The 21,449-nt window shown below is 72.7% G+C and carries 23 protein-coding genes; 12 read left to right on the top strand and 11 right to left on the bottom strand.

What is annotated here, in order from left to right; translation table 11 throughout:
• Nucleotides 1-13 precede the first annotated feature (13 nt).
• The gene (locus tag EES41_RS21290) at nt 14-373 is read right to left on the bottom strand and encodes an NADH-quinone oxidoreductase subunit A (protein ID WP_008738438.1); all 360 of its coding nucleotides are present in this window, start codon (nt 371-373) and stop codon (nt 14-16) included.
• Nucleotides 374-1,160: 787 nt separating this feature from the next.
• Between EES41_RS21290 and EES41_RS21285 the strand changes: the two genes are divergently transcribed.
• The gene (locus EES41_RS21285; RefSeq protein ID WP_123079910.1) at nt 1,161-2,021 is read left to right on the top strand and encodes a C40 family peptidase; all 861 of its coding nucleotides are present in this window, start codon (nt 1,161-1,163) and stop codon (nt 2,019-2,021) included.
• 116 nt (nt 2,022-2,137) lie between these two features.
• Here EES41_RS21285 and EES41_RS21280 read toward each other — a convergent pair whose 3' ends face one another.
• Nucleotides 2,138-3,136, bottom strand: coding sequence for a hypothetical protein (locus EES41_RS21280; RefSeq protein ID WP_123079909.1), 999 nt, complete (start codon nt 3,134-3,136; stop codon nt 2,138-2,140).
• A gap of 48 nt (nt 3,137-3,184) precedes the next feature.
• Nucleotides 3,185-3,595, bottom strand: a complete 411-nt coding sequence (locus tag EES41_RS21275; protein ID WP_164495901.1) for a hypothetical protein — start codon at nt 3,593-3,595, stop codon at nt 3,185-3,187.
• Nucleotides 3,596-3,851: 256 nt separating this feature from the next.
• On the opposite strand from EES41_RS21275, the gene EES41_RS41530 reads away from it, so the two are divergent.
• From EES41_RS41530 to EES41_RS21240, 7 genes are read left to right on the top strand one after another with little or no spacing between them, the layout of a single operon-like run.
• On the top strand, nt 3,852-4,055 hold the full coding sequence (locus tag EES41_RS41530) for a hypothetical protein (protein WP_164495900.1): 204 nt from the start codon (nt 3,852-3,854) through the stop codon (nt 4,053-4,055).
• Nucleotides 4,052-5,662 carry a peptidoglycan-binding protein gene (locus EES41_RS43850; protein ID WP_164495899.1) on the top strand — a complete coding sequence of 537 codons (1,611 nt, stop codon included), beginning with the start codon at nt 4,052-4,054 and terminating at the stop codon, nt 5,660-5,662. The genes EES41_RS41530 and EES41_RS43850 overlap by 4 nt, the downstream gene beginning before the upstream one ends.
• Nucleotides 5,659-6,330, top strand: coding sequence for an ABC transporter ATP-binding protein (locus EES41_RS21260; RefSeq protein WP_123079906.1), 672 nt, complete (start codon nt 5,659-5,661; stop codon nt 6,328-6,330). The genes EES41_RS43850 and EES41_RS21260 overlap by 4 nt, the downstream gene beginning before the upstream one ends.
• Nucleotides 6,327-7,559, top strand: coding sequence for an ABC transporter permease (locus tag EES41_RS21255; protein WP_123079905.1), 1,233 nt, complete (start codon nt 6,327-6,329; stop codon nt 7,557-7,559). Before EES41_RS21260 ends, EES41_RS21255 begins: the two co-directional genes overlap by 4 nt.
• 42 nt (nt 7,560-7,601) lie before the next feature.
• Nucleotides 7,602-7,871, top strand: a complete 270-nt coding sequence (locus EES41_RS21250) for a hypothetical protein (protein ID WP_123079904.1) — start codon at nt 7,602-7,604, stop codon at nt 7,869-7,871.
• A gap of 58 nt (nt 7,872-7,929) precedes the next feature.
• Nucleotides 7,930-8,172, top strand: coding sequence for a hypothetical protein (locus EES41_RS21245; RefSeq protein WP_123079903.1), 243 nt, complete (start codon nt 7,930-7,932; stop codon nt 8,170-8,172).
• Entirely contained in the window at nt 8,169-8,615 is a 447-nt protein-coding gene (locus tag EES41_RS21240; RefSeq protein WP_214352374.1) for a DNA-binding protein, read from the top strand. Before EES41_RS21245 ends, EES41_RS21240 begins: the two co-directional genes overlap by 4 nt.
• Nucleotides 8,616-8,678: 63 nt before the next feature.
• Here the strand turns inward: EES41_RS21240 and EES41_RS21235 are convergent, their stop codons facing one another.
• A complete protein-coding gene (locus tag EES41_RS21235; protein WP_073773842.1) occupies nt 8,679-9,962 on the bottom strand; it encodes a geranylgeranyl reductase family protein in 1,284 nt (427 codons plus the stop codon).
• Nucleotides 9,963-10,060: 98 nt separating this feature from the next.
• Here EES41_RS21235 and EES41_RS21230 point away from each other — a divergent pair, with 98 nt between their 5' ends.
• Nucleotides 10,061-10,582 (top strand): GNAT family N-acetyltransferase, encoded by a 522-nt coding sequence (locus EES41_RS21230; protein ID WP_008738454.1) that lies wholly within the window; start codon nt 10,061-10,063, stop codon nt 10,580-10,582.
• Between the two features lie 100 nt (nt 10,583-10,682).
• On the opposite strand, the gene EES41_RS21225 is transcribed toward EES41_RS21230, so the two are convergent.
• Nucleotides 10,683-11,594 carry a glutaminase gene (locus EES41_RS21225; protein WP_123079902.1) on the bottom strand — a complete coding sequence of 304 codons (912 nt, stop codon included), beginning with the start codon at nt 11,592-11,594 and terminating at the stop codon, nt 10,683-10,685.
• A 7-nt stretch (nt 11,595-11,601) separates the two neighbouring features.
• Nucleotides 11,602-12,294 carry a demethylmenaquinone methyltransferase gene (locus EES41_RS21220; protein ID WP_123079901.1) on the bottom strand — a complete coding sequence of 231 codons (693 nt, stop codon included), beginning with the start codon at nt 12,292-12,294 and terminating at the stop codon, nt 11,602-11,604.
• 278 nt (nt 12,295-12,572) lie between these two features.
• On the opposite strand from EES41_RS21220, the gene EES41_RS21215 reads away from it, so the two are divergent.
• Together EES41_RS21215 and EES41_RS21210 are read left to right on the top strand one after the other, a co-directional pair.
• Nucleotides 12,573-13,574: a DUF3152 domain-containing protein gene (locus EES41_RS21215; protein ID WP_254211531.1), complete on the top strand. Its 1,002-nt coding sequence runs from the start codon at nt 12,573-12,575 to the stop codon at nt 13,572-13,574.
• Between the two features lie 62 nt (nt 13,575-13,636).
• Nucleotides 13,637-13,945: a response regulator transcription factor gene (locus EES41_RS21210; protein WP_214352375.1), complete on the top strand. Its 309-nt coding sequence runs from the start codon at nt 13,637-13,639 to the stop codon at nt 13,943-13,945.
• Here the strand turns inward: EES41_RS21210 and EES41_RS21205 are convergent.
• The 4 genes from EES41_RS21205 to EES41_RS21190 form a co-directional block, all read right to left on the bottom strand.
• A complete protein-coding gene (locus tag EES41_RS21205; RefSeq protein WP_123079899.1) occupies nt 13,911-14,570 on the bottom strand; it encodes a hypothetical protein in 660 nt (219 codons plus the stop codon). The genes EES41_RS21210 and EES41_RS21205 overlap by 35 nt on opposite strands.
• A gap of 7 nt (nt 14,571-14,577) precedes the next feature.
• The gene (gene mqnC / locus EES41_RS21200; RefSeq protein ID WP_008738465.1) at nt 14,578-15,777 is read right to left on the bottom strand and encodes a cyclic dehypoxanthinyl futalosine synthase; all 1,200 of its coding nucleotides are present in this window, start codon (nt 15,775-15,777) and stop codon (nt 14,578-14,580) included.
• A 94-nt stretch (nt 15,778-15,871) separates the two neighbouring features.
• Nucleotides 15,872-17,620, bottom strand: coding sequence for a serine/threonine-protein kinase (locus EES41_RS21195; RefSeq protein WP_123079898.1), 1,749 nt, complete (start codon nt 17,618-17,620; stop codon nt 15,872-15,874).
• A gap of 296 nt (nt 17,621-17,916) precedes the next feature.
• The gene (locus tag EES41_RS21190; RefSeq protein WP_008738467.1) at nt 17,917-18,780 is read right to left on the bottom strand and encodes a menaquinone biosynthetic enzyme MqnA/MqnD family protein; all 864 of its coding nucleotides are present in this window, start codon (nt 18,778-18,780) and stop codon (nt 17,917-17,919) included.
• Nucleotides 18,781-19,017: 237 nt separating this feature from the next.
• Here EES41_RS21190 and EES41_RS21185 point away from each other — a divergent pair, with 237 nt between their 5' ends.
• Nucleotides 19,018-19,221, top strand: coding sequence for a cold-shock protein (locus tag EES41_RS21185; protein ID WP_008738468.1), 204 nt, complete (start codon nt 19,018-19,020; stop codon nt 19,219-19,221).
• Between the two features lie 186 nt (nt 19,222-19,407).
• On the opposite strand, the gene EES41_RS21180 is transcribed toward EES41_RS21185, so the two are convergent.
• Nucleotides 19,408-21,147: a lytic transglycosylase domain-containing protein gene (locus EES41_RS21180; protein ID WP_254211530.1), complete on the bottom strand. Its 1,740-nt coding sequence runs from the start codon at nt 21,145-21,147 to the stop codon at nt 19,408-19,410.
• Nucleotides 21,148-21,449: the final 302 nt, after the last annotated feature.

Below are 21,449 nucleotides of genomic sequence, written 5' to 3'. Positions count from 1 at the left end.
AAAATTCAGCCCCTCAGTCCCATTCCAGGCCGCCGCGGCGCCAGACGTAGGCGTAGGCGACGAAGACGGTGAGCACGAAGAGCAGCATCTCGACGAGCCCGAAGATCCCCAGGGAGTCGAAGGTGACGGCCCAGGGGTAGAGGAAGACAACCTCGATGTCGAAGACGATGAAGAGCATCGCCGTCAGGTAGTACTTGATGGGGAAGCGACCGCCGCCGGCCGGGACCGGTGTGGGCTCGATGCCGCACTCGTACGCTTCGAGCTTCGCCCGGTTGTACCGTTTCGGGCCGATCAGCGTGGCCATGACCACGGAGAAGATCGCAAACCCTGCGCCGAGGGCGCCGAGCACGAGGATGGGCGCGTACGCATTCACGCTCCTCGCTCCTTCCAGTCGTCCTTGACCGATGGACCGCTGTGCCGGCGCCGCGTGCGCCGCCTCGCGAAGATCGCCCAACTCAACGAGATCGCATGTGAGGCAGTTCACAAGCCGGACTGGTGCGCATCTTATGCCTGCCGGTCTGTGATCTGCGACACGGGTAACAACAACGAGTTTGTGATCTCTACCACCTGACGAACGATCATGAAGTCCGATGAGTGGTGATCTACATACGCGAAGCATCCACATGATCACCAAAGGTGACATCCCGGGGTGTTACCGCAGGTAGACGCGAGGTCGCACTATCAAACATGCCACTTACAGGCAAATTTGCAAGGGGGTGCCGGGGCGGGTAAAGGGATCCGCGTCGTCCGGTCGAGGGAGTCCGCGAGGACCGAAGTGGACGCCCGGGAGTCGCCCGGGGGGTCACGCGGGGGGTGTACGGAGGGTGTGCATCCGTTCACGAACCCGGCGACTCCCTCACAGGAGGGTCACGGCCCGGCCGCAGCGGCCCTGCGGCGTGACATTGCTGTGACCTGCGCCACTCCAAAATCGAGCCGCCGATCGAGGGCTTGGCCATCAGTAGCGGTGAATGGTAAGCGTCAGATCAATTCGGACTTATTACTGAAACCCCATGATCACAGGCTTTCGACACCGTGTCCGTTTCGTCCGTTACGGCGTCAGCAGCGCCCATCAGGCGCCTCGTTAAACCCCCTCCGGCGCAACTGTGGCGCAGACCACGTTTCTTGAAGCGGACCGCAACCCCCTGATACCGGTTGTCCTCATGTCCCACACCGCTCACATACCCAGCCACCGGAAGCCCCGCCGTAGCGCCTCGAAGCTCGCGGTCCGCGCCGGAGTTGCCGGTGGCGTCCTCAGCACCCTGGCCATGGCCGGCACGGCGAGCGCGTCCCCCGTCGCCGAGCCCGTGACCGAGACGACGCTCGAAATGCCGGTCCTCGACATGGACCTGGCCTCCGACGTCGCCTCCGCCGTCACCACGGCCGCCGAGAACACCCGCGCGGCCGCCCTCGAAGGCGAGCTGAACGCCCAGGAGGAGGACGCCCGTACGGGAGCCGCCGCCGAGGCGAAGGAAGCCAAGGAAGAGGCCCAGAAGAAGGCCGACGCCGAGAAGAAGCTCAAGGACGAGGCGGACCGCCAGGCGGCGGCCGACCGCGCCAACCGCAGCACCGACCGCTCCTCGCTGACGACCGCGTCCGCGTCGAACTCGGGCTCCGGCAAGGCCACCGCGCCGTCCAGGGCCTCCTCCGGCTCCAGCACTCCGGCCACCGGCTCCGCCGCGGCCATCGTGAACTTCGTGCGCGCCCAGGTCGGCAAGGCGTACGTCATGGGCGCCACCGGCTCCTCCGCGTACGACTGCTCCGGCCTCGTCCAGGCCGCGTACCGCCAGGCCGGCATCACGCTCGACCGCACCTCGCAGTCGCAGTCCCTGGCCGGCACCTCCGTGTCGCTGAGCAACCTTCAGCCGGGCGACATCCTGTACTGGGGCAGCAAGGGCAGCGCGTACCACGTCGCCATCTACGTCGGCGGCGGCAACTTCGTGGGCGCCCAGAACCCCAGCACGGGCATCGTCGAGCGCCCGATGAGCTACGACCGTCCGACGGGCGCCGTCCGCGTCCTGTGAGCCGTCTGAGCGCCGTCTGACGCCTCCGAGGCGTACGAAAGGGCCGGTACTCCCCCGCTCGGGGGTGGAGTACCGGCCCTTTCGCGGCCCTCTTCTGGCGTTTTGTCAGCCTTTGGTCAGCTGAGGTCCGCCGCCAGCTCGAAGCGGGCGTCGCGCTGCTCCCGGTAGAGGGCCAGCGTCTGCGCGTGCTCCTCCACGAGCCGTTCCTGGTACGCCTTCTCCACCGCCGCCCAGACGCCGACCAGGTTCACCTCGCGCTTGCACGTCACGTCCGCCGTGGCCGCCGCGACCGCCTTGGCGCCTCCCTTGTCGTCTTGCAGGCCGAGCCCGTCGACGACGTCGTACGGGGACTTGATCCCGGTGTACCCCGACTTGTCCATGCAGGCCGACCACTTGGCGAGCACCCCGGCGACCCGGGAGTCCCGCTTGGAGCGGTCGTGCGCCTCCGACGCCAGCCCGAACGCGAACAGCAGGTCCACGCTGTCCTTCGTCGGCGCGTAGAGCTTGCGGTACGCCTCCCTGCCGCAGCCGCCGGCCGGCACCTTGCGCCCGCCGACCTCGATGCCGCTGTCCGTCCCGGCCGCCTCCTCCTCGGTGGCGGCGTCGGGGGCCCGCCCGCCGGCCGGGGCGGCGCCGCGCCGTTCGCCGTGCATGACGGCGTACCCGCTGTCGCTCAGCTGCGGGGCGGCCGGTTTCTCCCGCTTTCCCCCGGTCATGCCGGTGGCCGCGCCCTTGTCGTAGCCGTGGGCGGCCGCGTACGCCGGATCGGCGAGCCCGAAGAGGTAGCGGTGCCGGTCCTCGGAGGCCGCGCCGGCGGGGCCCACGGCCGGCCTCGGGCCCTCGTACGCGAACCCGTAGCGGGCCATGCACCGCGAGACCAGGCCCTCCTGGACGCGGCCCATCCGCACCGCCTCGGCCTCGGAGTCCGTGTACGCGTCCATGGGCAGCGAGACCGAGGCGGTGGCGGGGTTGAGCTCGACCGTGCCGAGCGGCGGCTCACCGCCCCCGGCCGCGCCGCCGCCCGGGTCCGCGCAGCCGGCCAGGAGCGCGGCCGCCAGGGCCGTCGGCAGTGCGGCGGCCAGGACGGCGGGCCGGGGGCGGCGGGCGTTGCGCATCGCGCGGGCTCCTTCGCGGGGTTCGGGTGGCGGTGACCGGGGCTCGGGTCAGGGGTGCAGGGTGTAGGTGGAGGAGCTGATCTTGTTCTTGAAGGTGGCCGAGGCGTTGCCCTCGTACTTGGAGGGGATCTCCCCGACGTTCCCGTCGAGGTCCTTGTCGGTGGCCACCTTCCAGGCGTAGGCGTCCCGGTTCCGGTAGGACTCCGTGTTGTCGTTCACGAGGAAACCGGATCCCGTGCAGGAGCCCTTGAACGTGTCGTCGCTGAAGTTCCGGTCCTCGCCATAGAGGTCGAAGACACAGCCCGATCGGCCCGCGTAGTAGAAAAGGCCGAACTCGTCGGGATCCAGGGTGCCGTCCTTGCCCATCGCGGATGCGGAAGCGGCTGATCCAATAAGCACTCCGCCCACCGAGACGACGGCCATAAAGCCCGACGCCAGCCTGCGCATTGCCTTGTTCATCACGCGTTCCTCACTCTTCGGGTGAAATACGGTGCGGGGCGGCGCGCCGCGATCGCGGTTTCCGCCCGGCCGGGATTCAACAGTCCGGCCGGGCGCCACAACAGGCGGTTTCGCGCCTGATGGACAGTCATGTGACTTGGCTTGCACGAGACTTGTCGCCCGCGATCCGGTCTCCCTACCATCTGGCCGCGCCCTCTGTACCGCCCCTCCACGGACGCGCGAATTCCACTTCTATCTCCGCAAGGGAATCACCGTCGTGCGCGCACGCCATTTCTCCCCGATCCCCGCCTGCCGAATTTCCCCGACGGGACGCGGTGGTGACGAGGAACCCCGTCCGGGCGACTCCCCACCGCCCGCCGCGGCCGAGATCGCCTTCTGCGACCGCCCGGAGAAGAAGGGCTTCGCCATCGTCCCCACGGAATGCGGGGAGCCTCGCGAGGACGAATTGGAGCGGGAATGAGGGGGCGGCGCGGGGTACTCGGGGTCGTCGGCGGGGCCGTGCTGATGGCGGTCGGCGCCCTGCTGGCCACGGCGGTGGTGAAGTCCCCGGCGCAGCTGGCGGCGGAGGCCGGCCCGCCGGCGCAGGGGGTGCTGACCGCGGAGGTGGAGCGGCGGGTGCTCGCGGAGACGGTGGTGACGCGGGGGACGGTGGTCGCGGACCAGAGCGTGACGGTGGCCCCGCCGGGGGTGGTGACGAAGCTGCCGCTGAAGGCCGGGGATCCGGTCGCGGCGGGGCGGCTGCTGGCCGAGGTGTCGGGGCGGCCGGTGTTCGCGCTGCGCGGCGCGGTGCCGATGTACCGGGACCTGGTGCCGGGGGCGACGGGCGACGACGTCGCGCAGGTCCAGGCGGCGCTGCGCGAGCTGGGCCACGGCACGGGCACCGACCCGAAGGGGGCCTTCGGCCCGGGCACGAAGGCCGCCCTGGCGGAGCTCTACCGCGCCGTCGGCTACGCCCCGCTCCCCGCCCTCAAGGACGGCCCGGCCACCGTGAAGGCGGCCCGGGACGCGGTCCGCGCGGCGCGCTGGGCCCTGGAGGACACCGAAACCCCGCCCGAACTCCCCGCCCCCGACCCGTCCTCCCCGACGGCCGCGCCCCCCGGGGCGCCGGGCACCCCCAAGGCGCCGGGCACCCCGCCGCCGGGCGCCCCGTCCCCGACCGGAAAACCCGGCGGGGCGGGGGTCGCGGCCGGGTCTGGGCCCGAGGCCGGGTCTGGGCCTGGGAAGGGCACCGGGTCCGGGGCGGGGTCCGGATCCGGGGCCGGGGCCGGGAAGGGCGCCGGGGCCGGGTCCGGGGCCGGGGCCGGGAAGGGCGCCGGGGCCGGGTCCGGGGCCGGGGCCGGGAAGGGCGCCGGGGCCGGGTCCGGGGCCGGGGCCGGGGTCCGGCGGGAGCGGGAGCGGGCCCTGGAGGCGCTGCGGGAGGCGCAGGAGGGCCTCGCCGCGGCGGAGGCGGCCGACGGGCCGATGCTGCCCGCCGCCGAGGCGGTGTTCCTGCGCGGGTTCCCCGCCCGCGTCGCGGCGGTGGCCGCGCAGGTCGGCGCCACCGTGTCCGGGCCGGTGCTGACCCTGTCCGCCGGGGAGCTCGTCGTGGAGGCCTACCTGAAGGAGGACAAGAGGCAGCTGCTGCGCCCCGGGATGCCGGTGGTGATCTCCTCCGAGCTCGCGGGCAGCGACACCCGCGGCGCGGTGGCCGTCGTCGCCGCCGAGCGGTCCCCCGCGCCGCAGCCCCCTGGGGGCGACCTCGGCTACCGGATGGTCGTCCGCGCCGGGCAGCCGCTGCCCGCCGGTTTCGCCGGGCAGGACGTACGGCTGACCGTCGAGTCCGCCGCCACCGACGGCGAGGCCCTCGTCGTCCCCGTCACCGCCGTCTCCGCCGGGGCGGACGGCCGTACGGTCGTCACCGCCCGCGCCGCCGACGGCACGCAGCGCCGCGTCGAGGTCCGTACCGGCACCAGCGGCGACGGCTTCATCGCCGTGACCCCGGCCCGGCCGGCCGACCTCGCCCCCGGCACGAAGGTGGTCATCGGCACCGCGCCCGGCGCGGCCGCGTCACGGGGGGCGGGCAGATGACGGCGCCCGTGATCGAGTTCCGCGGGGTCGGGCTCACCTATCCCGGGCCGCCGGCCGTCGCGGCGCTGCGGCCGTGCGATCTGCTCGTCCCGCGAGGTGAGTTCGTCACCGTCATCGGGCCTTCCGGCTCCGGCAAGTCCACGTTCCTGAACGTCGCCGGGCTGCTCGACTCCCCCACCTGCGGCCGCTACCTCCTCGACGGCATCGACACCGCCGCGCTGCCCGACCGCCGCCGGGCCGCGCTGCGCGGCCGCCGCATCGGGTTCGTCTTCCAGGCCTTCCACCTCCTCCCCCACCGCTCCGCCCTGGAGAACGTCACCCTGGCCATGCTGTACACCGAAGTCCCCCGCGAGGAGCGCCTCGTACGGGCCCGCGAGGCACTCGCCCAGGTCGGGCTGGCGCACCGCGCCGACGCCGTCCCCGGCCGGCTCTCGGGCGGCGAGCGCCAGCGCGTGGCCATCGCCCGGGCCCTCGTCGGCCGTCCCTCGCTGCTGCTCTGCGACGAGCCGACCGGCAATCTGGACTCCGCGAACGCCGCCTCCGTACTCGCCCTGCTGGACGAGCTGCACGGCGCCGGGATGACCGTCGTCGTCATCACCCACGACCCCGGGGTAGCCGCCCGCGGCCACCGGACGGTCACCCTCCGCGACGGACGGCTCCGCGCGTGACGCCCCCCGTCCGCGCCACCCGGCTGTCCGCCCGCGACACCCTCTCCGAGGCGCTCGCCGGGATCCTGCGCCGCCCCGGCCGGGCCGTGCTCACCGCGCTCGGCACCGTCCTCGGCGTCGGCAGCTTCGTGGCCGTGCTCGGGCTCACCGCCACCCTCTCCTCCCGGATCGACGGCCGCTTCAACCTCCTCACCGCCACCGAGGTGACCGTCCAGGACGTCGCCGCCGAGCACGACGAGTTCGCCGGTCCCGCCTTCCCCGCCGACGCCGAACAGCGGCTGCGCCAGGTCGCGGGCATCGCGCACGCCGGGGTGCTGTGGACCGTACGGCTGGACCCCGGGACCGCCGTCGGCGCGCTCCCCACCGGCGCGGGCGGGGGCGCGGGCGAGGGCGGGGGCACCGCCGTCGTCGCCGCCTCCCCCGGGGCCGTCGCCGCCCTCGCGCCCACCCTGCGGCAGGGCCGGCTCTACGACGAGTTCGCCGAGCGGACGCACCAGCGCGTCGCCGTCCTCGGCAGCGGCGTCGCCGACCGCCTCGGCATCACCACCCTCGCCACCCGCCCCGTCGTCCACATCGGCCAGGAGCCGTTCACGGTGGCCGGGATCATCGCGGACGTCGAGCGCAGGCCCGAGCACCTGCTGTCGGTGCTGGTCCCCCGCGCCACCGCCGAGGAGCTGTGGGGGCCGCCCGGCCCGGCCTCCGCGAGCCTGCTGATCGACACCGAGCTCGGGGCCGCCCGGCAGGTCGCCGGCCTCGTCCCGCTCGCCCTGCGCCCCGACCACCCCGAGTACCTGAAGGCCGTACCACCGCCCGATCCCCGGGTGCTGCGCTCCGGGGTGACCTCCGACCTCAGCGCGCTGTTCCTGCTGCTCGCCGGGATCTGCCTGGTCATCGGCGCGGTCGGGATCGCCAACACCACCCTGGTCGCCGTCCTGGAGCGGACCGGGGAGATCGGGCTGCGGCGCGCGCTCGGCGCCCGGGGACGGCACGTGTGGGCGCAGTTCCTCACCGAGTCCGCCGCCCTGGGCGCGCTCGGCGGGCTGGTCGGCACCGCCCTCGGCGAACTCACCGTCGTCGGGGTGTCCCTGGCCCGCGACTGGACCCCGGTCATCCACCCGGCCACCGTCGCGGCCGCCCCGCTCGCCGGGCTGCTCACGGGGCTGCTGGCCGGTCTCCATCCCGCCTGGCGGGCAGCCCGTATCGAACCGGCCGAGGCTTTGCGAAGATAGCGGGGCATGTCTGACCGAATGACCCCTGGAGGTGGTGGTCCCGTGATCACCGAACCGTACGAGGACCAGGGCACCGGCGACCCCACCGCCGTCCCGGCCGCCGCCGGGCTCGCGCTCCTCGCGATCGGCGGCTGGCTCCTGACCACCGCCCGCCCCTGGAACGGCCCGGGCCACCCCGTCACGCTCGGCGTGGGCTGGGCGGCCTCGGCGGCACTGCTGCTCGGCGGCCTGGCCCTGCTGACCCGCTGCGTCCGCACGGTGCACGAAGCCCCGCACGAGGACACCCCGGCCCCACCCCGCCCCACCGCCTAGCGCCGGCCGGCCGGCCCGACACCACCAAATTTCCTACCACTGGTGTTACGTTTTAGGCATGAGCAGCCACGTAGCCCACCAGGCCACCGAGCGGGCCGGTAAGAGATCCGTGTCGCTGGCGCAATCCCTGATCAAGGAAGTCGAGGAGCGCACCGGCAAGAACGGCTTCTCCTCCGTCGTGGCCGAAGCTCTGGAGGAGTGGCTCGCCGCGCAGAAGCTCCGCGAGGTCGTGGCCGCCGACCGCAAGGCCTTCGGCCCCGTCTCCGCCGAAGCTCGGCGGCAGGCGGAACAGGAGTGGTGAGCAAGCGCCTCAAGATCAAAGCCAAGAGTGAGGGCACGCTGGTCCTTGACGCCCAGGGGCTTTCGCTGCACGTAGACGGCGACGAGGGGATGCGGGCACGCATCGAAGTCGCTCAGGCGAGCGGCAGGCGAGTTGCACTGTCCGCCCTGACGCCCCTGGAAGTGCGCCGAACCGGAGAGGCCGCCAAGCGGCTCCAGTTCCTGCTGTCGCGGTTCGACGTGAAACCGGTCAGCGACGCGGTGACGGACGCCGCTGCAACGCTGCTGGACGTCTCGGGCCTCAGCGGGCACGAATGCCTCGTGGACGCACTCGTGGTGGCCACGGCCGCACTCTGCGCACCCCCGGTACTGCTCGTCACGTCCGACAGATCGCACATCCCGGCGCTGTGCAAGGCTGCCGAGGAACTTCCCGGCTCGCCGAAAGTGAAGATCGTCGACGTCTGAGAGGTCGGCCGGAGCAGGCCGGGCCGCTCGGTCTTGTGCGCCGCGCGGCCCGGCCTTGAACGATCAGGCCTTCGGGGCCACCTTCGAGAGGCCGTTGATGACGCGGTCCATCGCGTCGCCGCCCGTCGGGTCGGTCAGGTTGGCCAGCATCTTCAGCGTGAACCGCATCAGCACCGGGTGGGTCAGGCCGCGCTGGGCGGCGATCTTCATGACCTTCGGGTTGCCGATCAGCTTCACGAAGGCGCGGCCCAGCGTGTAGTAGCCGCCGTAGGTCTCCTTGAGCACCTTCGGGTAGCTGTGCAGGGCCAGCTCGCGCTGGGCCGGGGTGGCCCGGGCGTGCGCCTGCACGATGACGTCGGCCGCGATCTGGCCCGATTCCATCGCGTAGGCGATGCCCTCGCCGTTGAACGGGTTGACGAGCCCGCCCGCGTCGCCGACCAGCAGCAGGCCCTTGGTGTAGTGCGGCTGCCGGTTGAAGGCCATCGGCAGGGCCGCGCCGCGGATGGGCTGCGTCATGTTCTCCGGGGTGTAGCCCCAGTCCTGCGGCATCGAGGCGCACCAGGCCTTGAGGACCTCGCGCCAGTCCAGCTCCTTGAAGGCGGAGGAGGAGTTGAGGATGCCGAGGCCGACGTTGGAGGTGCCGTCGCCCATGCCGAAGATCCAGCCGTAGCCGGGCAGCAGCCGGTCCTGCGCGCCGCGCCGGTCCCACAGCTCCAGCCAGGACTCCAGGTAGTCGTCGTCGTGGCGGGGCGAGGTGAAGTACGTACGGACGGCGACGCCCATCGGGCGGTCCTCGCGCCGGTGCAGGCCCATCGCCAGGGACAGCCGCGAGGAGTTGCCGTCGGCGGCGACCACGAGCGGGGCGCTGAAGGTGACGGCGGTCTTCTCCTCGCCGACCTTCGCCTGCACACCGGTGATGTGGCCGGTGCGCGGGTCGCGGACGGGCTCGCCGACGTTGCAGCGCTCGTACAGGCGGGCGCCGGCCTTCTGGGCCTGGCGGGCGAGGGTCTCGTCGAAGTCGTCGCGCTTGCGGACGAGCCCGTAGTCCGGGAAGGAGGCGAGTTCCGGCCAGTCCAGCTGGAGCCGCTGGCCGCCGCCGATGATCCGCAGGCCCTTGTTGCGCAGCCAGCCGGCCTCTTCGGAGATGTCGATGCCCATCGCGACCAGCTGCTTGGTGGCGCGCGGGGTCAGGCCGTCACCGCACACCTTCTCGCGCGGGAACGCGGTCTTCTCCAGGAGCAGGACGTCCAGTCCGGCCTTGGCGAGGTAGTAGGCCGTGGTGGAGCCGGCGGGCCCGGCCCCGACGACGATCACATCCGCGGAGTGTTCGGAGAGGGGCTCGGTCACTGCGGGGTCTCCCGAAGGCTCGATAAAGGGTGCCCAACGGCACAGGACATGTCGCAGTCTATGCAGCGGAAGAGATCACGATCCGAAGGGCTGCCCCTGTGACCACCTCGCCGACCCGGCCGCCGCTCCCGGCCGTACAGCTCCGCGTGCCCACTGACGAGGACGCGCACGCCTGGCACACCGTCTTCGACGACACCGACGTCATGGAGTTCCTCGGCGGCCCCGCCGAACTGTCCGTCTACGAGGAGTTCACGGCGCGCCAGCGCATGCACGACGCCCAGCTCGGCTACTGCATGTGGACGCTGCTGGACGCGGAGGGGGCGGTGATCGGGTTCACCGGCGCCCAGCCGTGGCCCCGCAAGGAGTGGGGGCCGGTCGGGGAGATCGAGATCGGCTGGCGGCTGGGTCGCTCCGCGTGGGGCAAGGGGTACGCGTACGCCGCCGCGCTGGCCACCCTCGACCGGCTCCGCGAGGCGGGGGTTCCGTACGTGGTCGCGATGATCGACGCCCGGAACACGCGTTCCGTGGCGGTGGCGGAGCGGCTCGGCATGGACCTGGCCGAGGAGTTCCTCACCCCGGGCGGCAACCCGGGCCGCCGCTACGCTCTGTCCCTCGCCTGACGGGGGCGTGGCGCCACGCCCCGCGCGGCGCCACGCCTTTCGTGAGCCCGGCGGCCGGCCTGGGAACCGCGCGAGGCGCGCGAGGCGCGCGAGCCGCGCGTCAGAAGACGGACAGGCCCGTCAGGGTCGTGAAGCGGTCCAGGGCGGCCACGCCCGCGACCGAGTTGCCCTGGGAGTCCAGGCCGGGGCTCCAGACCGCCAGGGTGCAGCGGCCCGGAACGACCGCGACGATGCCGCCGCCGACGCCGCTCTTGCCCGGCAGGCCGACCCGGTAGGCGAACTCCCCCGCCGCGTCGTACGTCCCGCAGGTCAGCATCACCGCGTTGATCTGCTTCGCCCCGCTCCGCGTCAGCAGCCTGGTGCCGTCGGCGCGCAGCCCGTGCCGGGCCAGGAACCGCCCGGCGCGGGCCAGGTCGGCGCAGCTCATCTCGATGGAGCACTGCCAGAAGTAGTGGTCCAGCAGCGCCGGCACGGGGTTGTCGATGTTCCCGTACGAGGCCATGAAGTGGGCCAGGGCCGCGTTGCGGTCCCCGTTCTCCTGCTCGGAGGCGGCCACCTCCGCGTCGAAGCCGACCTCGGGGTTGCCGCTCTCCTCCCGCAGGAACTCCAGCAGTTCGCTGCTCGCGTCGCCCGTCAGGGTCTGGAGCCGGTCGGTCACCACGAGCGCGCCCGCGTTGATGAACGGGTTGCGCGGAATGCCGTTCTCGTACTCCAGCTGCACGAGCGAGTTGAACGGGTTGCCGGACGGCTCCCGGCCCACCCGCTCCCACAGGCTGTCGCCGCCCTCCGCGAGCGCCAGGGCCAGCGCGAACACCTTGGTGATGGACTGCGCGGAGAACGGGACCCGCCAGTCCCCGACCCCGAAGACGTTCCCTTCGAGGTCGGCGATCGCCATCCCGAACTGCCCGGGGTCCACGGTCGCGAGCGCCGGAATGTATTCGGCGGGCGTTCCGCTGCCCACCAGCGGGGCGATGTCCGCCTCGATCCGCTCCAGCAGCCGCTGGTAGTCCACGTGCGTACTACGCCTTGGTGCCGCGGTGCAGCGCCACGATGCCGCCGCTCAGGTTCCGCCACGCCACCTTCGACCAGCCGGCCTTCCGCAGCAACTGGGCCAGCGCGGGCTGGTCCGGCCACGCGCGGATGGACTCGGCGAGGTACACGTACGCGTCCGGGTTGGAGGACACCGCGCGGGCCACCGGCGGCAGGGCCCGCATCAGGTATTCGGTGTAGACCGTCCGGAAGGGGGACCAGGTGGGCTGCGAGAACTCGCAGATCACGACCTGCCCGCCCGGCTTGGTGACCCGGTACAGCTCGCGCAGCGCCGCGTCGGTGTCCTGGACGTTGCGCAGCCCGAAGGAGATCGTCACGGTGTCGAAGACGTCGTCCTTGAACGGCAGCCGCGTCGCGTCGCCGGCGGTCAGCGGCAGCCAGGCGTGCCGCTTCTTGCCCTCGCGGAGCATGCCGAGGGAGAAGTCGCAGGGGACGACGTACGCGCCGGTCGCGGCGAAGGGCAGCGAGGAGGTCGCGGTTCCGGCGGCCAGGTCCAGCACCGTGTGCCCGGGGCGCGCGCCGACCGCCTTGGCGACCTCCTTGCGCCACAGCCGGGCCTGGCCGAGGGAGAGGACGTCGTTGGTGAGGTCGTAGTTCGCCGCCACACCGTCGAACATCGAGGCGACTTCGTGCGGCTGCTTTTCCAGGGAAGCCCTTGTCACTGGCGTTCGCCCCTCGGTGTGCGATGCGGATCGGCGGTCAACGCACCCATCTTCGCAGGCCCGGCCCGCCGCCCGCGCCGGGCCCCACGGGCCGGGGCCTTCCGCCGCGCCGCGGATCGGCACCGCACAACTGGCCTGGAGGACAGTTACGCGGGGCGGCGCGCGCCCCGTTGACTGGCCGCGGGCAGCCGGTCGGCCGGGGCGGTCATCGCCGGTACGCCGCGGGCGCCGCCCGGGGTCACACTCGGTGGCCCTCCATGAACAAAGGGCTTCACACCATGCCGGCAGGCCATTCCACCGGTCGTTCCACCAGTCGCTCCGGCCGCCGCTCCACCGGCCGCTCCACCAGCGCTCTCGCCTCCCGCGCCGGGCGCCGGGCCGCCGAACGCCGCAAGCGCCTGCGCCGTACGGTCATGGGCTCGGCGGCGCTCGTCGCACTCATGGGCACCGCGTACGCCCTGGCCCCGGCGAGCGGGACCAAGGCCGTCGCGGACGGCCGTGCGGCCCCGGAGCCCGGGGCGGACGCGGGCCCCTCGCCGGCGGCGGGCGGTGTGGGCGGGGCGCCGAGCGCGCAGGGTGGCCAGCGCCCGACCGCCCCCTCGGCGGCGACGGGCGACGCGCCCGGTTCCGCGTCCTCCCCGGCCGCCAGCCCCTCGGGCGGCGCTTCGGCCTCCGCGTCGTCCTCGGCGTCGGCGTCGGCCTCCGCGCCCGTCCCCACGACCGGTCCCGGCACCTTCGGGGCCTCCTCCGCGTCGGGGCAGCCGCAGGGCAAGGGCCCCGTACGGCGCTGGCGGGTCGAGGTGGAGGAGGGCAGCGGGGTGGATCCGGACGCCGCCGCCCGGTCCGTCGAGGCGATCCTCGGGGACGAGCGGGGCTGGATCAAGGACCCGGCGTACGGGTTCCAACTGGCCGGGTCCGGACAGCCGGTGGACTTCACCGTGAAGATCGCCACGCCCACCACCACCGACCGGCTGTGCGAGGTGGTCACCCCCGAGCTCAAGGGCGAGACCAACTGCCGGGCCGGGCACACGGTGGTGGTGAACCTCAAGCGCTGGCAGAAGGGATCTCCGCAGTTCAGCGGCCCGGTGGAGGATTACCGGGCGTTGATCGTCAACCACGAGGTGGGGCACGAGATCGGCCGCGAGCACGAGACCTGCCCGGGGCCGGGGCAGCTCGCGCCCGCGATGATGCAGCAGATCAAGGGGCTGCTCGGATGTACGGCGAACGCCTGGCCGTTCGACCGGAAGGGAACCTACCTGTCGGGCCCGCGCGTCCTTTAGGACACAGGAAGAGCCGGTGACCCGACCCCCGGGGCAGCGGCCGGGGGCGAGGAGTGGGAACCGTGCGCGTCGTCAGCTTCAGCATCCCGGCCTGGTTTCCGCCCCGTGGCGGGGAGGAGGTGCGGGGCGAGGTCCAGCTGACCGAACAGGAGTCGGCCGTGTTCCTGTGCCTGGCGACCGGCGCCTCGAACGCGGAGCTGGCCGGCGAGCTGCAACTGTCCGTCAGCACGGTCAAGTTCCACGTCCACAACATACGGGCCAAGCTGGGCGGGATCAGCCGCCTCCAGGCCTGCCTGCTGGCCGCCCTGGCCCGCGAGGGCACCAGACCCGGCGGCCCTAGCGGCGGCGGTGCAGCAGCCGTCCCCCGATGACCGTGGCCACGCAGGTGGTCGCGCCCCGGGCGAGCAGCTCCGCCGGGTCCGCGACGGCGAAGGCCGCGAAGCGGGCCGGAGCGCCCGCTTCCAGCACCCCGTGGAAGGCCTCCGCGGCCGACTCCCGCCCGGCGAACGGGTCCAGCGAGGGCTCCGGCGAGGGCTCCGCTCCGGTGGTGGCGGCCGGGGGCAGGACCGTCAGCCCCGACCGGGCCACCGCCGTCCGCACCGCCGGGATCGCGAACCGCCCCGTCACCGCCACCACCCCGCGCGCCAGCAGCTTCTGCGTGCCGCGCCGGGCGCTGTGCCCCCAGCGGGCCTCGGTGAGCTTGAGGTCGGCCAGCGCGGCCTCCCCGCCGATCGGGTCGGCGCCGAGCTCGGTGACCTCGTACGGATCGTCCGGGTAGTACGTCCGCTCCAGCAGAGCGTCCCCGCCGCGCACCAGCAGGCCCGGGGTCAGCACTCCGGGCCAGCGCCGGACCCGCGCGTGCGGGCGGGCCGCCGCGAGCTCCTCGTACGGCCCGACGCGGGCGATCAGATCGCCCTCGACCAGGACGGCGCCACCGGGCAGCGCGGCGGAGCGCGCCCCCGGGACGAGGAGTTCGGCGGTGTGGAGCGTCAGCACGGGCGCGTCAGTTGGCGGAGATGAGCTTCAGCTCGGGGTGCGCCGTGCCGCCCTCGATGGCGGTGGAGGAGATGTGCGAGACCACGCGGTCGTCGACCGGGTCGTTCGCCGGGTCGTCGTGCACCAGGAGGTGCTCGTACGTGGTCGCGCGCTGCGCCGGGACGCGGCCCGCCTTGCGGATCAGCTCGATGATCTCCATGCGGTTGGAGCGGTGCTTGGCACCGGCCGAGGAGACGACGTTCTCCTCCAGCATGATCGAGCCGAGGTCGTCCGCGCCGTAGTGCAGCGAGAGCTGGCCCGCCTCCTTGCCGACGGTCAGCCAGGAGCCCTGGATGTGGGCGATGTTGTCGAGGAAGAGGCGCGCGATCGCGATCATGCGCAGGTACTCGAACACCGTGGCCTGGGTGCGGCCCTTGAGGTGGTTGTTCTCGGGCTGGTACGTGTACGGGATGAAGGCGCGGAAGCCGCCGGTGCGGTCCTGCGTGTCCCGGATCATCGCGATGTGCTCGATGCGCTCGGCGTTGGTCTCGCCGGTGCCCATCAGCATGGTGGAGGTGGACTCCACGCCCAGCTTGTGGGCGATCTCCATGATCTCCAGCCAGCGCTCGCCGGACTCCTTGAGCGGGGCGATCGCCTTGCGCGGCCGCGCCGGCAGCAGTTCGGCGCCGGCGCCCGCGAAGGAGTCGAGGCCCGCGGCGTGGATGCGCTGGATGGCCTCCTCCGCCGAGACGCCCGAGATGCGGGCCATGTGCTCGACCTCGGACGCGCCGAGGGAGTGGATGACCAGCTGCGGGAACGCCTTCTTGATGGCGGAGAAGTGGTGCTCGTAGTACTCGACGCCGTAGTCCGGGTGGTGGCCGCCCTGGAACATGATCTGGGTGCCGCCGAGCTCCACGGTCTCCGCGCAGCGGCGCAGGATGTCGTCGAGGTCCCGGGACCAGCCCTTCTTCTTGTCCTTGGGCGCCGCGTAGAAGGCGCAGAACTTGCACGCCGTCACACACACGTTGGTGTAGTTGATGTTCCGCTCGATGATGTACGTCGCGATGTGCTCGGTACCCGCGTAGCGGCGGCGGCGCACCGCGTCGGCGGCCTGGCCGAGCGCGTGCAGCGGAGCGTGGCGGTAGAGGTCGAGCGCCTCTTCCTTGGTGATCCGGCCCCCCGCGGCGGCGCGGTCGAGGACAGACTGGAGAGCGGCCTGGTCAGTCACCGGTGCGTCACCTTTCGGCGGTGGGTCAAGGCGGAGGGCCAAGAAATCACGGGGTCGGACCGATCCAGCGTACGCCAGCGGCCGTGGCCGCGGATCAGGGGCTACGGGTCAGGTCGCCCTCCGGGTTCCCCGCCGGACCGTCGCCCGACTTGTAGTGCAGTGTCCCGTTCTCGTTGAGGGTGAAGCGCTCGTCGGCCGAGCCGCCCGAACAGATGCCGGGAGCCGGGTTGGTGTTGCCGGAGGTGTCCAGCACGAGGGAGCGGTCGGTGGCGGAGGCCAGCTTCCAGTCCCCGCCGCAGTCGGTGCCGAGGACGGCGAGGACGGACTTGTCACGGCCGACGACCTCGCCGACCCTGCCGGACCTGATGGTGATCTCGAACTCGCTCGCGACGCCCAGGCGGGCGGTGGTGACGGTGCCCTTCCAGGTGCCGGTGAGTTCCTTCGGGACGTCCGCGCGGGTGCCCTTGGGGGGCGTGGCGCCCGGGCCGGCGCTGCCCGCCGGGGCGGGGGCGGAGGCGGAGGGCGTCGCGGCGCCGTCGGCCAGGTTCCTGTCCCCGTCCCCTTGGCCGGGCAGCAACCCCATCCCGTACAGCCCGCCGGAGAGCACGGCGAGGACCGCGGCCGCCGCGAGGACGAGGGTGCAACTGAAGCGCCGGCCCGCCGCGCTGACGGAGACCCGGCGCCCGGCCGCCGGGTCCTCGGGCGCGGTCCGCGGCTGCGGAACGGCGCCGGAACCGGAACCGGAGCCCGCGCCCGCGGCGGTCTCGGTGGGGCTGCCGTAGGGGCCGGCGCCGTACGAGGCGTCCGCCGGGCCGAAACCTCCGGCCGCCGGGCTCCCGTAGGAGGAGGCCGTGAACGGCACCGGCCCCGAAGGGAACTCCCGGGCCGCCGCGGCCACGGGCCAGGGGTCCGCCGATCCGGCTCCCGTCCCGGCTCCCGCGAGGCCCCCGGCGGGGCCGGCCTCCAGATCGAGCAGCGCCACGGCGGCCCGGCTGGCCTCCTCGACCAGCGGCGCGGGCAGCCAGCCGGGGGCGCCGAGCGCGCCGCCGAGGGCGTCCGCGAGGGCCCGCGGCTCCGGCCGGTCGGCGGCCGTCTTGGACAGGCAGGCGGCGACCAGCTCGCGCAGTTGCCCGGGCTCGATCGCACCCAGCTCCGGCGGCTCGTGGACCACCTTGTAGAGGAGGGTGGCGGAGTTGTCCCCGGTGAAGGGGGGCCGCCCGGACGCCGCGAAGGCCAGGACCGCGCCGAGGGAGAACACGTCGGCGGCGGCCGTGACCCCCTTGCCGAGGATCTGCTCGGGCGACATGTACCCGGGTGAGCCGATGGAGACCCCGGTGGAGGTCAGCGAGGCCGTCCCGTCCGTGGCCCGGGCGATCCCGAAGTCGATGAGCCGGGGTCCGTCGAGGGTCAGCATCACGTTCGACGGCTTCACGTCCCGGTGGACCAGGCCCAGCCCGTGCACCGCCACCAGGGCGCGGGCCAGCCCCGCGCCGACGGCCCGTACGCAGGCCTGCGGAAGCGGTCCGTGCGAGGCCACCGCCCGGTCCAGCGAGGGCCCGGCGACGTACCCGGTGGCCACCCACGGCACGGGGGCGTCCGGGTCCGCGTCGAGTACGGGCGCGGTCCACTCCCCGCCGACCCGCCGGGCGGCCTCGACCTCGCGGCGGAACCGGGCGCGGAACTCCTCGTCGGAGGCGAAGTGCGGGTGCACGATCTTGACCGCGACGGTCCGGCCGCCGGCGCTGCGGCCGAGGTAGACCCGCCCCATGCCACCCGCCCCGAGCCGGCCGAGCAGCCGGTAGGCGCCGATGGTCCGCGGTTCGCCGGCTTCGAGCGGCTGCATCGCGTCCCCCTCCCCCGTGAGTACGTCGTGCGTGCTGTGGCTTTGGCCAGACAGCACCTTAGGGCGGAGCGGGAGGGATCTCCTACGGTTGCGCGATGCCGGGCCCGAAGGCCGTCGCACAACCCGCGCCCCACGAACCCCATGCACCTCGAACGCATTCCGCCAAGGGCTACACGATGCCGAAAGGGGAACGAATTCCCGGTAAACGGAATATTCGATTTCGCGCGGCCGCGCCGAGCGGGGCATAAGCGCGATCAATGGCCGGGGACCAATGCCCCGCGATCATTGCCCCGTGATCAATGGCTCGCCTCGACCGCCGCCAGAAGCTCCACCGCGATGTCCGCGGGATAGCCGGTCGTCGCTCCCGTGCGGCGCGCGAATTCCCGGACGCCGGCCAGTTGCTCCGGACCGAAGCGGAAGTCGAGGGTGGTGAAGTACCGCTCCAGCAGCTCCGCGTCGAAGGCCTCCCAGCGGGCCGCCTGCTCGGCGACCTTGGTGACCTCCTCCAGGGAGACGTCCCGGGAGGCGAGGAAGGCCTCGTGCACCTTGCGGACGACGACGGGCTCCCGGGCCAGGTAGTCCTTGCGGGCGGCCCAGACGGCGAAGACGAACGGCAGTCCCGTCCACTCCTTCCACATCTGACCCAGGTCGTGCACGGCGAGGCCGAGCCGGGGCGCGTCGTGCAGCGAGGCGCGCAGCGCGGCGTCGCCGATGAGCACCGCCGCGTCCGCCTCCTGCATCATCAACCCCAGGTCAGGGGGGCAGGTGTAGTAGTCGGGGCGCACCCCGTACTGCTCGGCGAGCAGCAGTTGGGCGAGCCGGACGGAGGTCCGGGAGGTCGATCCGAGGGCCACGCGGGCGCCGTCCAGCTGCTCCAACGGCACCTGGGAGACGATCACACAGGACATGACGGGGCCGTCACAGCCGACCGCCAGATCGGGGAACGCGACGAGCTGGTCGGCGTTGCGGAGGAACTCCACGAGGGTGATCGGGGCGATGTCCAGCTCACCCCGGACGAGCCGCTCGCTCAGCTTCTCGGGGGTGTCCTTGGTCAGTTCCAGGTCCAGCAGCGTGCCGGTTCTGGCCAGCCCCCAGTACAGGGGCAGGCAGTTCAGGAACTGGATGTGGCCGACGCGGGGCCGGCTGCGATAGACGTCCACATCGCGAGACTAGCCGCCGTGTGTTCGTCAGCCTTCCCGCGGGTCTCAAACGTCCGGGTGACGTGATCTTTCCCTCTGGTCTCGGCCGCAGGGTGCATGCTAGGCTCGACGCAAGTTGCAGTTTGGTTTCCCTTGCAGTACGAGGCCTGCGGAGAATGTGACCCGCAGGCTTTTGTAGTTTTCAGACTTCTTAGCAGGTTCTGGAGCAGGGCGACCCTTTGGCCCATAGGAGGGCTCATGGCTACCGGAACCGTGAAGTGGTTCAACGCTGAAAAGGGCTTCGGCTTCATCGCCCAGGACGGCGGCGGCCCGGATGTCTTCGTCCACTACTCCGCGATCAACGCCTCTGGCTTCCGCTCCCTGGAGGAGAACCAGCTGGTGAACTTCGACGTCACGCAGGGTCCGAAGGGCCCGCAGGCGGAGAACGTCACCCCGGCCTAGTCGCCTGGGCCAACCGGATCGCGGTTGGATTAGCAGTACCCAAGGAGCCCTTCCTCTCCCGCGCGAGCGAGAGCGGCAGGGCTCCTGCCTTTCCCGGGGTGGGCCTCCCGGGTGGGCGCGGGAGAACGGCGGAGCCCCCGGCGAGATCCCCGCAAGGGGCTCGCCGGGGGCTCCCGGTGTACGTGGCTACGCCTGCGGGGCCGGGGCCGGCACGGCCGTGACCTTGACCTCCAGGACGAGGGCAACGCCCTCGGCCGTCAGGATCCGCAGGTGGTACGTCCCCGGCAGCGTCTCCGGCGCCGTGAACAGCTCCGGCAGCACGAGCTTGCCCTCGGCCCCGGTGGCGGCCGGCTCGATCACCGTGAGCTTCTCGGCGCCGTCCTTGCCGCCCTTGAAGTACGGCCCCTTCGCGGCGGCTTCCGGCTTCACCGGCTGCCACTTCCCGGCTTCGTCCTTCTCCACCAGCCCGGCCGTGGTCTTCAGGCCGACGACCGGCTGCCCCGCGGCCGTCGCGAACAGCTCCACGCCCGTGAGGGACTTGCCGACGACCACGTCGAGCGGCTCCGTGCCCTTGCGGGCGAGCACCACCGGCGCGGCCGTGACGGTGCCCTTGAAGGCCACCGTGTACTCGTTCGCGGAGCCGTACGCCGTGGCCCGCAGGGTGAACGTGCCCGCCTTCGCGCCCGCCTTGAGGCCCGGTGCGGCCGCGATGCCCTGGTCGTCCGTGCGGACCACGAGGCTGTCCGACGTACCGAAGCGGGTGGCTCCGGTGGTGTCGTCGCCGACCACGAACACGACGACCTGGTTCTTCGCCGGCTTGCCGTCGCTGAGCACCGCCTTGACCTTCGGCGCCGCCGTGAACGCGGACCCGGCCTCGGCCGTGATCCCCGATGCGCCGACCAGCTCCACCTTGGCCAGGGTGGCCGCCGGCGGAGTGGTGGGCGTCGTCGGTGTCGTCGGCGTCGTGGGAGTGGTCGGCGTGGTCGGCTTCGACGGCTCGGCGGGCGGGGTCGTCGGCTTCGCGGGCGGGGTCGTCGGCGTGGCCGGCTTCGACGGGGCCGGCGTCGGGTTCGGCGTGGGCCGCGTCACCGGCTGCCGCGGCGGCGTCGGGGTCGGCAGCGTCCCCGTCGTCGGCTGCGTCGGGTAGTTCCCGACGGGCGGGTTCGGGATCTCGGCGACGCCGCCGTCCTTGTACTGCTTCATGTAGCCGAGCACCGTGTTCACGTACTCGCGCGAGTTGTTGTAGCTCAGGATCGCCCGGTCGAGGGCGGCCGGGTCCGACAGGTCGCGGTCGCCCGCGCACAGGTACAGGCCCGCGCCCAGCGCCGCGTCGTAGATGTTGTTCGGGTCGCGCTTGGTGTCTCCGTTGCCGTCCGCTCCCCACTTCTTCCACGTGGAGGGGATGAACTGCATCGGGCCCACGGCCCGGTCGTACGAGGTGTCCGCGTCCCACTCGCCCTGGTCGGTGTCGCGCACCTCGGCGAAGCCGTTGCCGTCCAGGCGCGGTCCGCGGATCGGCTTCTCGGTGGAGCCGTCGGGCTTCAGCCCGTAGCCGGAGGCGTGCACGGACTCGACCCGGCCTATGCCCGCCAGGAGTTGCCACGGCAGCTTGCAGCCGGGCAGCGCGGCGGCCACCGACAGTTCCGCGCGCTTGTACGCGTCGAGGGCGGTGCCGGGTATGCCGCTGGCTCCGCCGGGGGCGGTGGTCGTCGGCGGGACCTGCGGGTCCGCCACCGGTGCGGGCAGATCCAGCCGGGCGTCACCGCGGTCGGTGGCCTGGGGGCTGTCCGGGCTCGGCTCGGACTCGCCCGCGTCGGCGGTGGACGGGGTGGTCGCCACGGCGGCAGTGGTCAGGCTGGCCGCGAGCGCAGCGGTGCACAGCACCTTGCGAGAGGTGTTGACGAGGTGGCGGTGAAGCGGCTTCACAGTGCGTAAATCCCCCCAGGGCGGCCAGCGTCGCGTCCGGCCGGTCGAGCCATGAATGTTCTGTCTATCAGGTATTCGCACCCGACTTGCCGTCGCCCTGGGATATGTGACGCACCATTCGTCTCGGGTTCACCCCCTCTCGCACCGTGCCGTCCACCGCGACGCTCACGGGCGCCCGTCACCGCATGGATATGCCCTCTTTGGGGCGGGTTTCGCTGGCGGTCCGCGCCAGGGGTACCGGGCCGCCGATGAGTTCAGGCCACCCTGCGGACCGGCGGAGCCATTCGTCCATCCCGCCCACA

Origin of the sequence: Streptomyces sp. ADI95-16 (genome assembly GCF_003721495.1) — a bacterium.
Lineage (GTDB): Bacteria > Actinomycetota > Actinomycetes > Streptomycetales > Streptomycetaceae > Streptomyces > Streptomyces goshikiensis.
Note: the sequence above shows the minus strand (reverse complement) of the source record. Positions and strands in the feature narration are given on the sequence as shown.

Excerpts from the sequence above, each read along its gene's own strand:
- EES41_RS21195 (WP_123079898.1), bottom strand. The coding sequence starts at position 17,620 with ATGCAGCCGCTCGAAGCCGGCGAACCGCGGACCATCGGCGCCTACCGG.
- EES41_RS21245 (WP_123079903.1), top strand. The coding sequence starts at position 7,930 with ATGAGCAGCCACGTAGCCCACCAGGCCACCGAGCGGGCCGGTAAGAGA.
- EES41_RS43850 (WP_164495899.1), top strand. The coding sequence starts at position 4,052 with ATGAGGGGGCGGCGCGGGGTACTCGGGGTCGTCGGCGGGGCCGTGCTG.
- EES41_RS21260 (WP_123079906.1), top strand. The coding sequence starts at position 5,659 with ATGACGGCGCCCGTGATCGAGTTCCGCGGGGTCGGGCTCACCTATCCC.
- EES41_RS21275 (WP_164495901.1), bottom strand. The coding sequence starts at position 3,595 with ATGAACAAGGCAATGCGCAGGCTGGCGTCGGGCTTTATGGCCGTCGTC.
- EES41_RS21285 (WP_123079910.1), top strand. The coding sequence starts at position 1,161 with ATGTCCCACACCGCTCACATACCCAGCCACCGGAAGCCCCGCCGTAGC.
- EES41_RS21185 (WP_008738468.1), top strand. The coding sequence starts at position 19,018 with ATGGCTACCGGAACCGTGAAGTGGTTCAACGCTGAAAAGGGCTTCGGC.
- EES41_RS21280 (WP_123079909.1), bottom strand. The coding sequence starts at position 3,136 with ATGCGCAACGCCCGCCGCCCCCGGCCCGCCGTCCTGGCCGCCGCACTG.
- EES41_RS21215 (WP_254211531.1), top strand. The coding sequence starts at position 12,573 with ATGCCGGCAGGCCATTCCACCGGTCGTTCCACCAGTCGCTCCGGCCGC.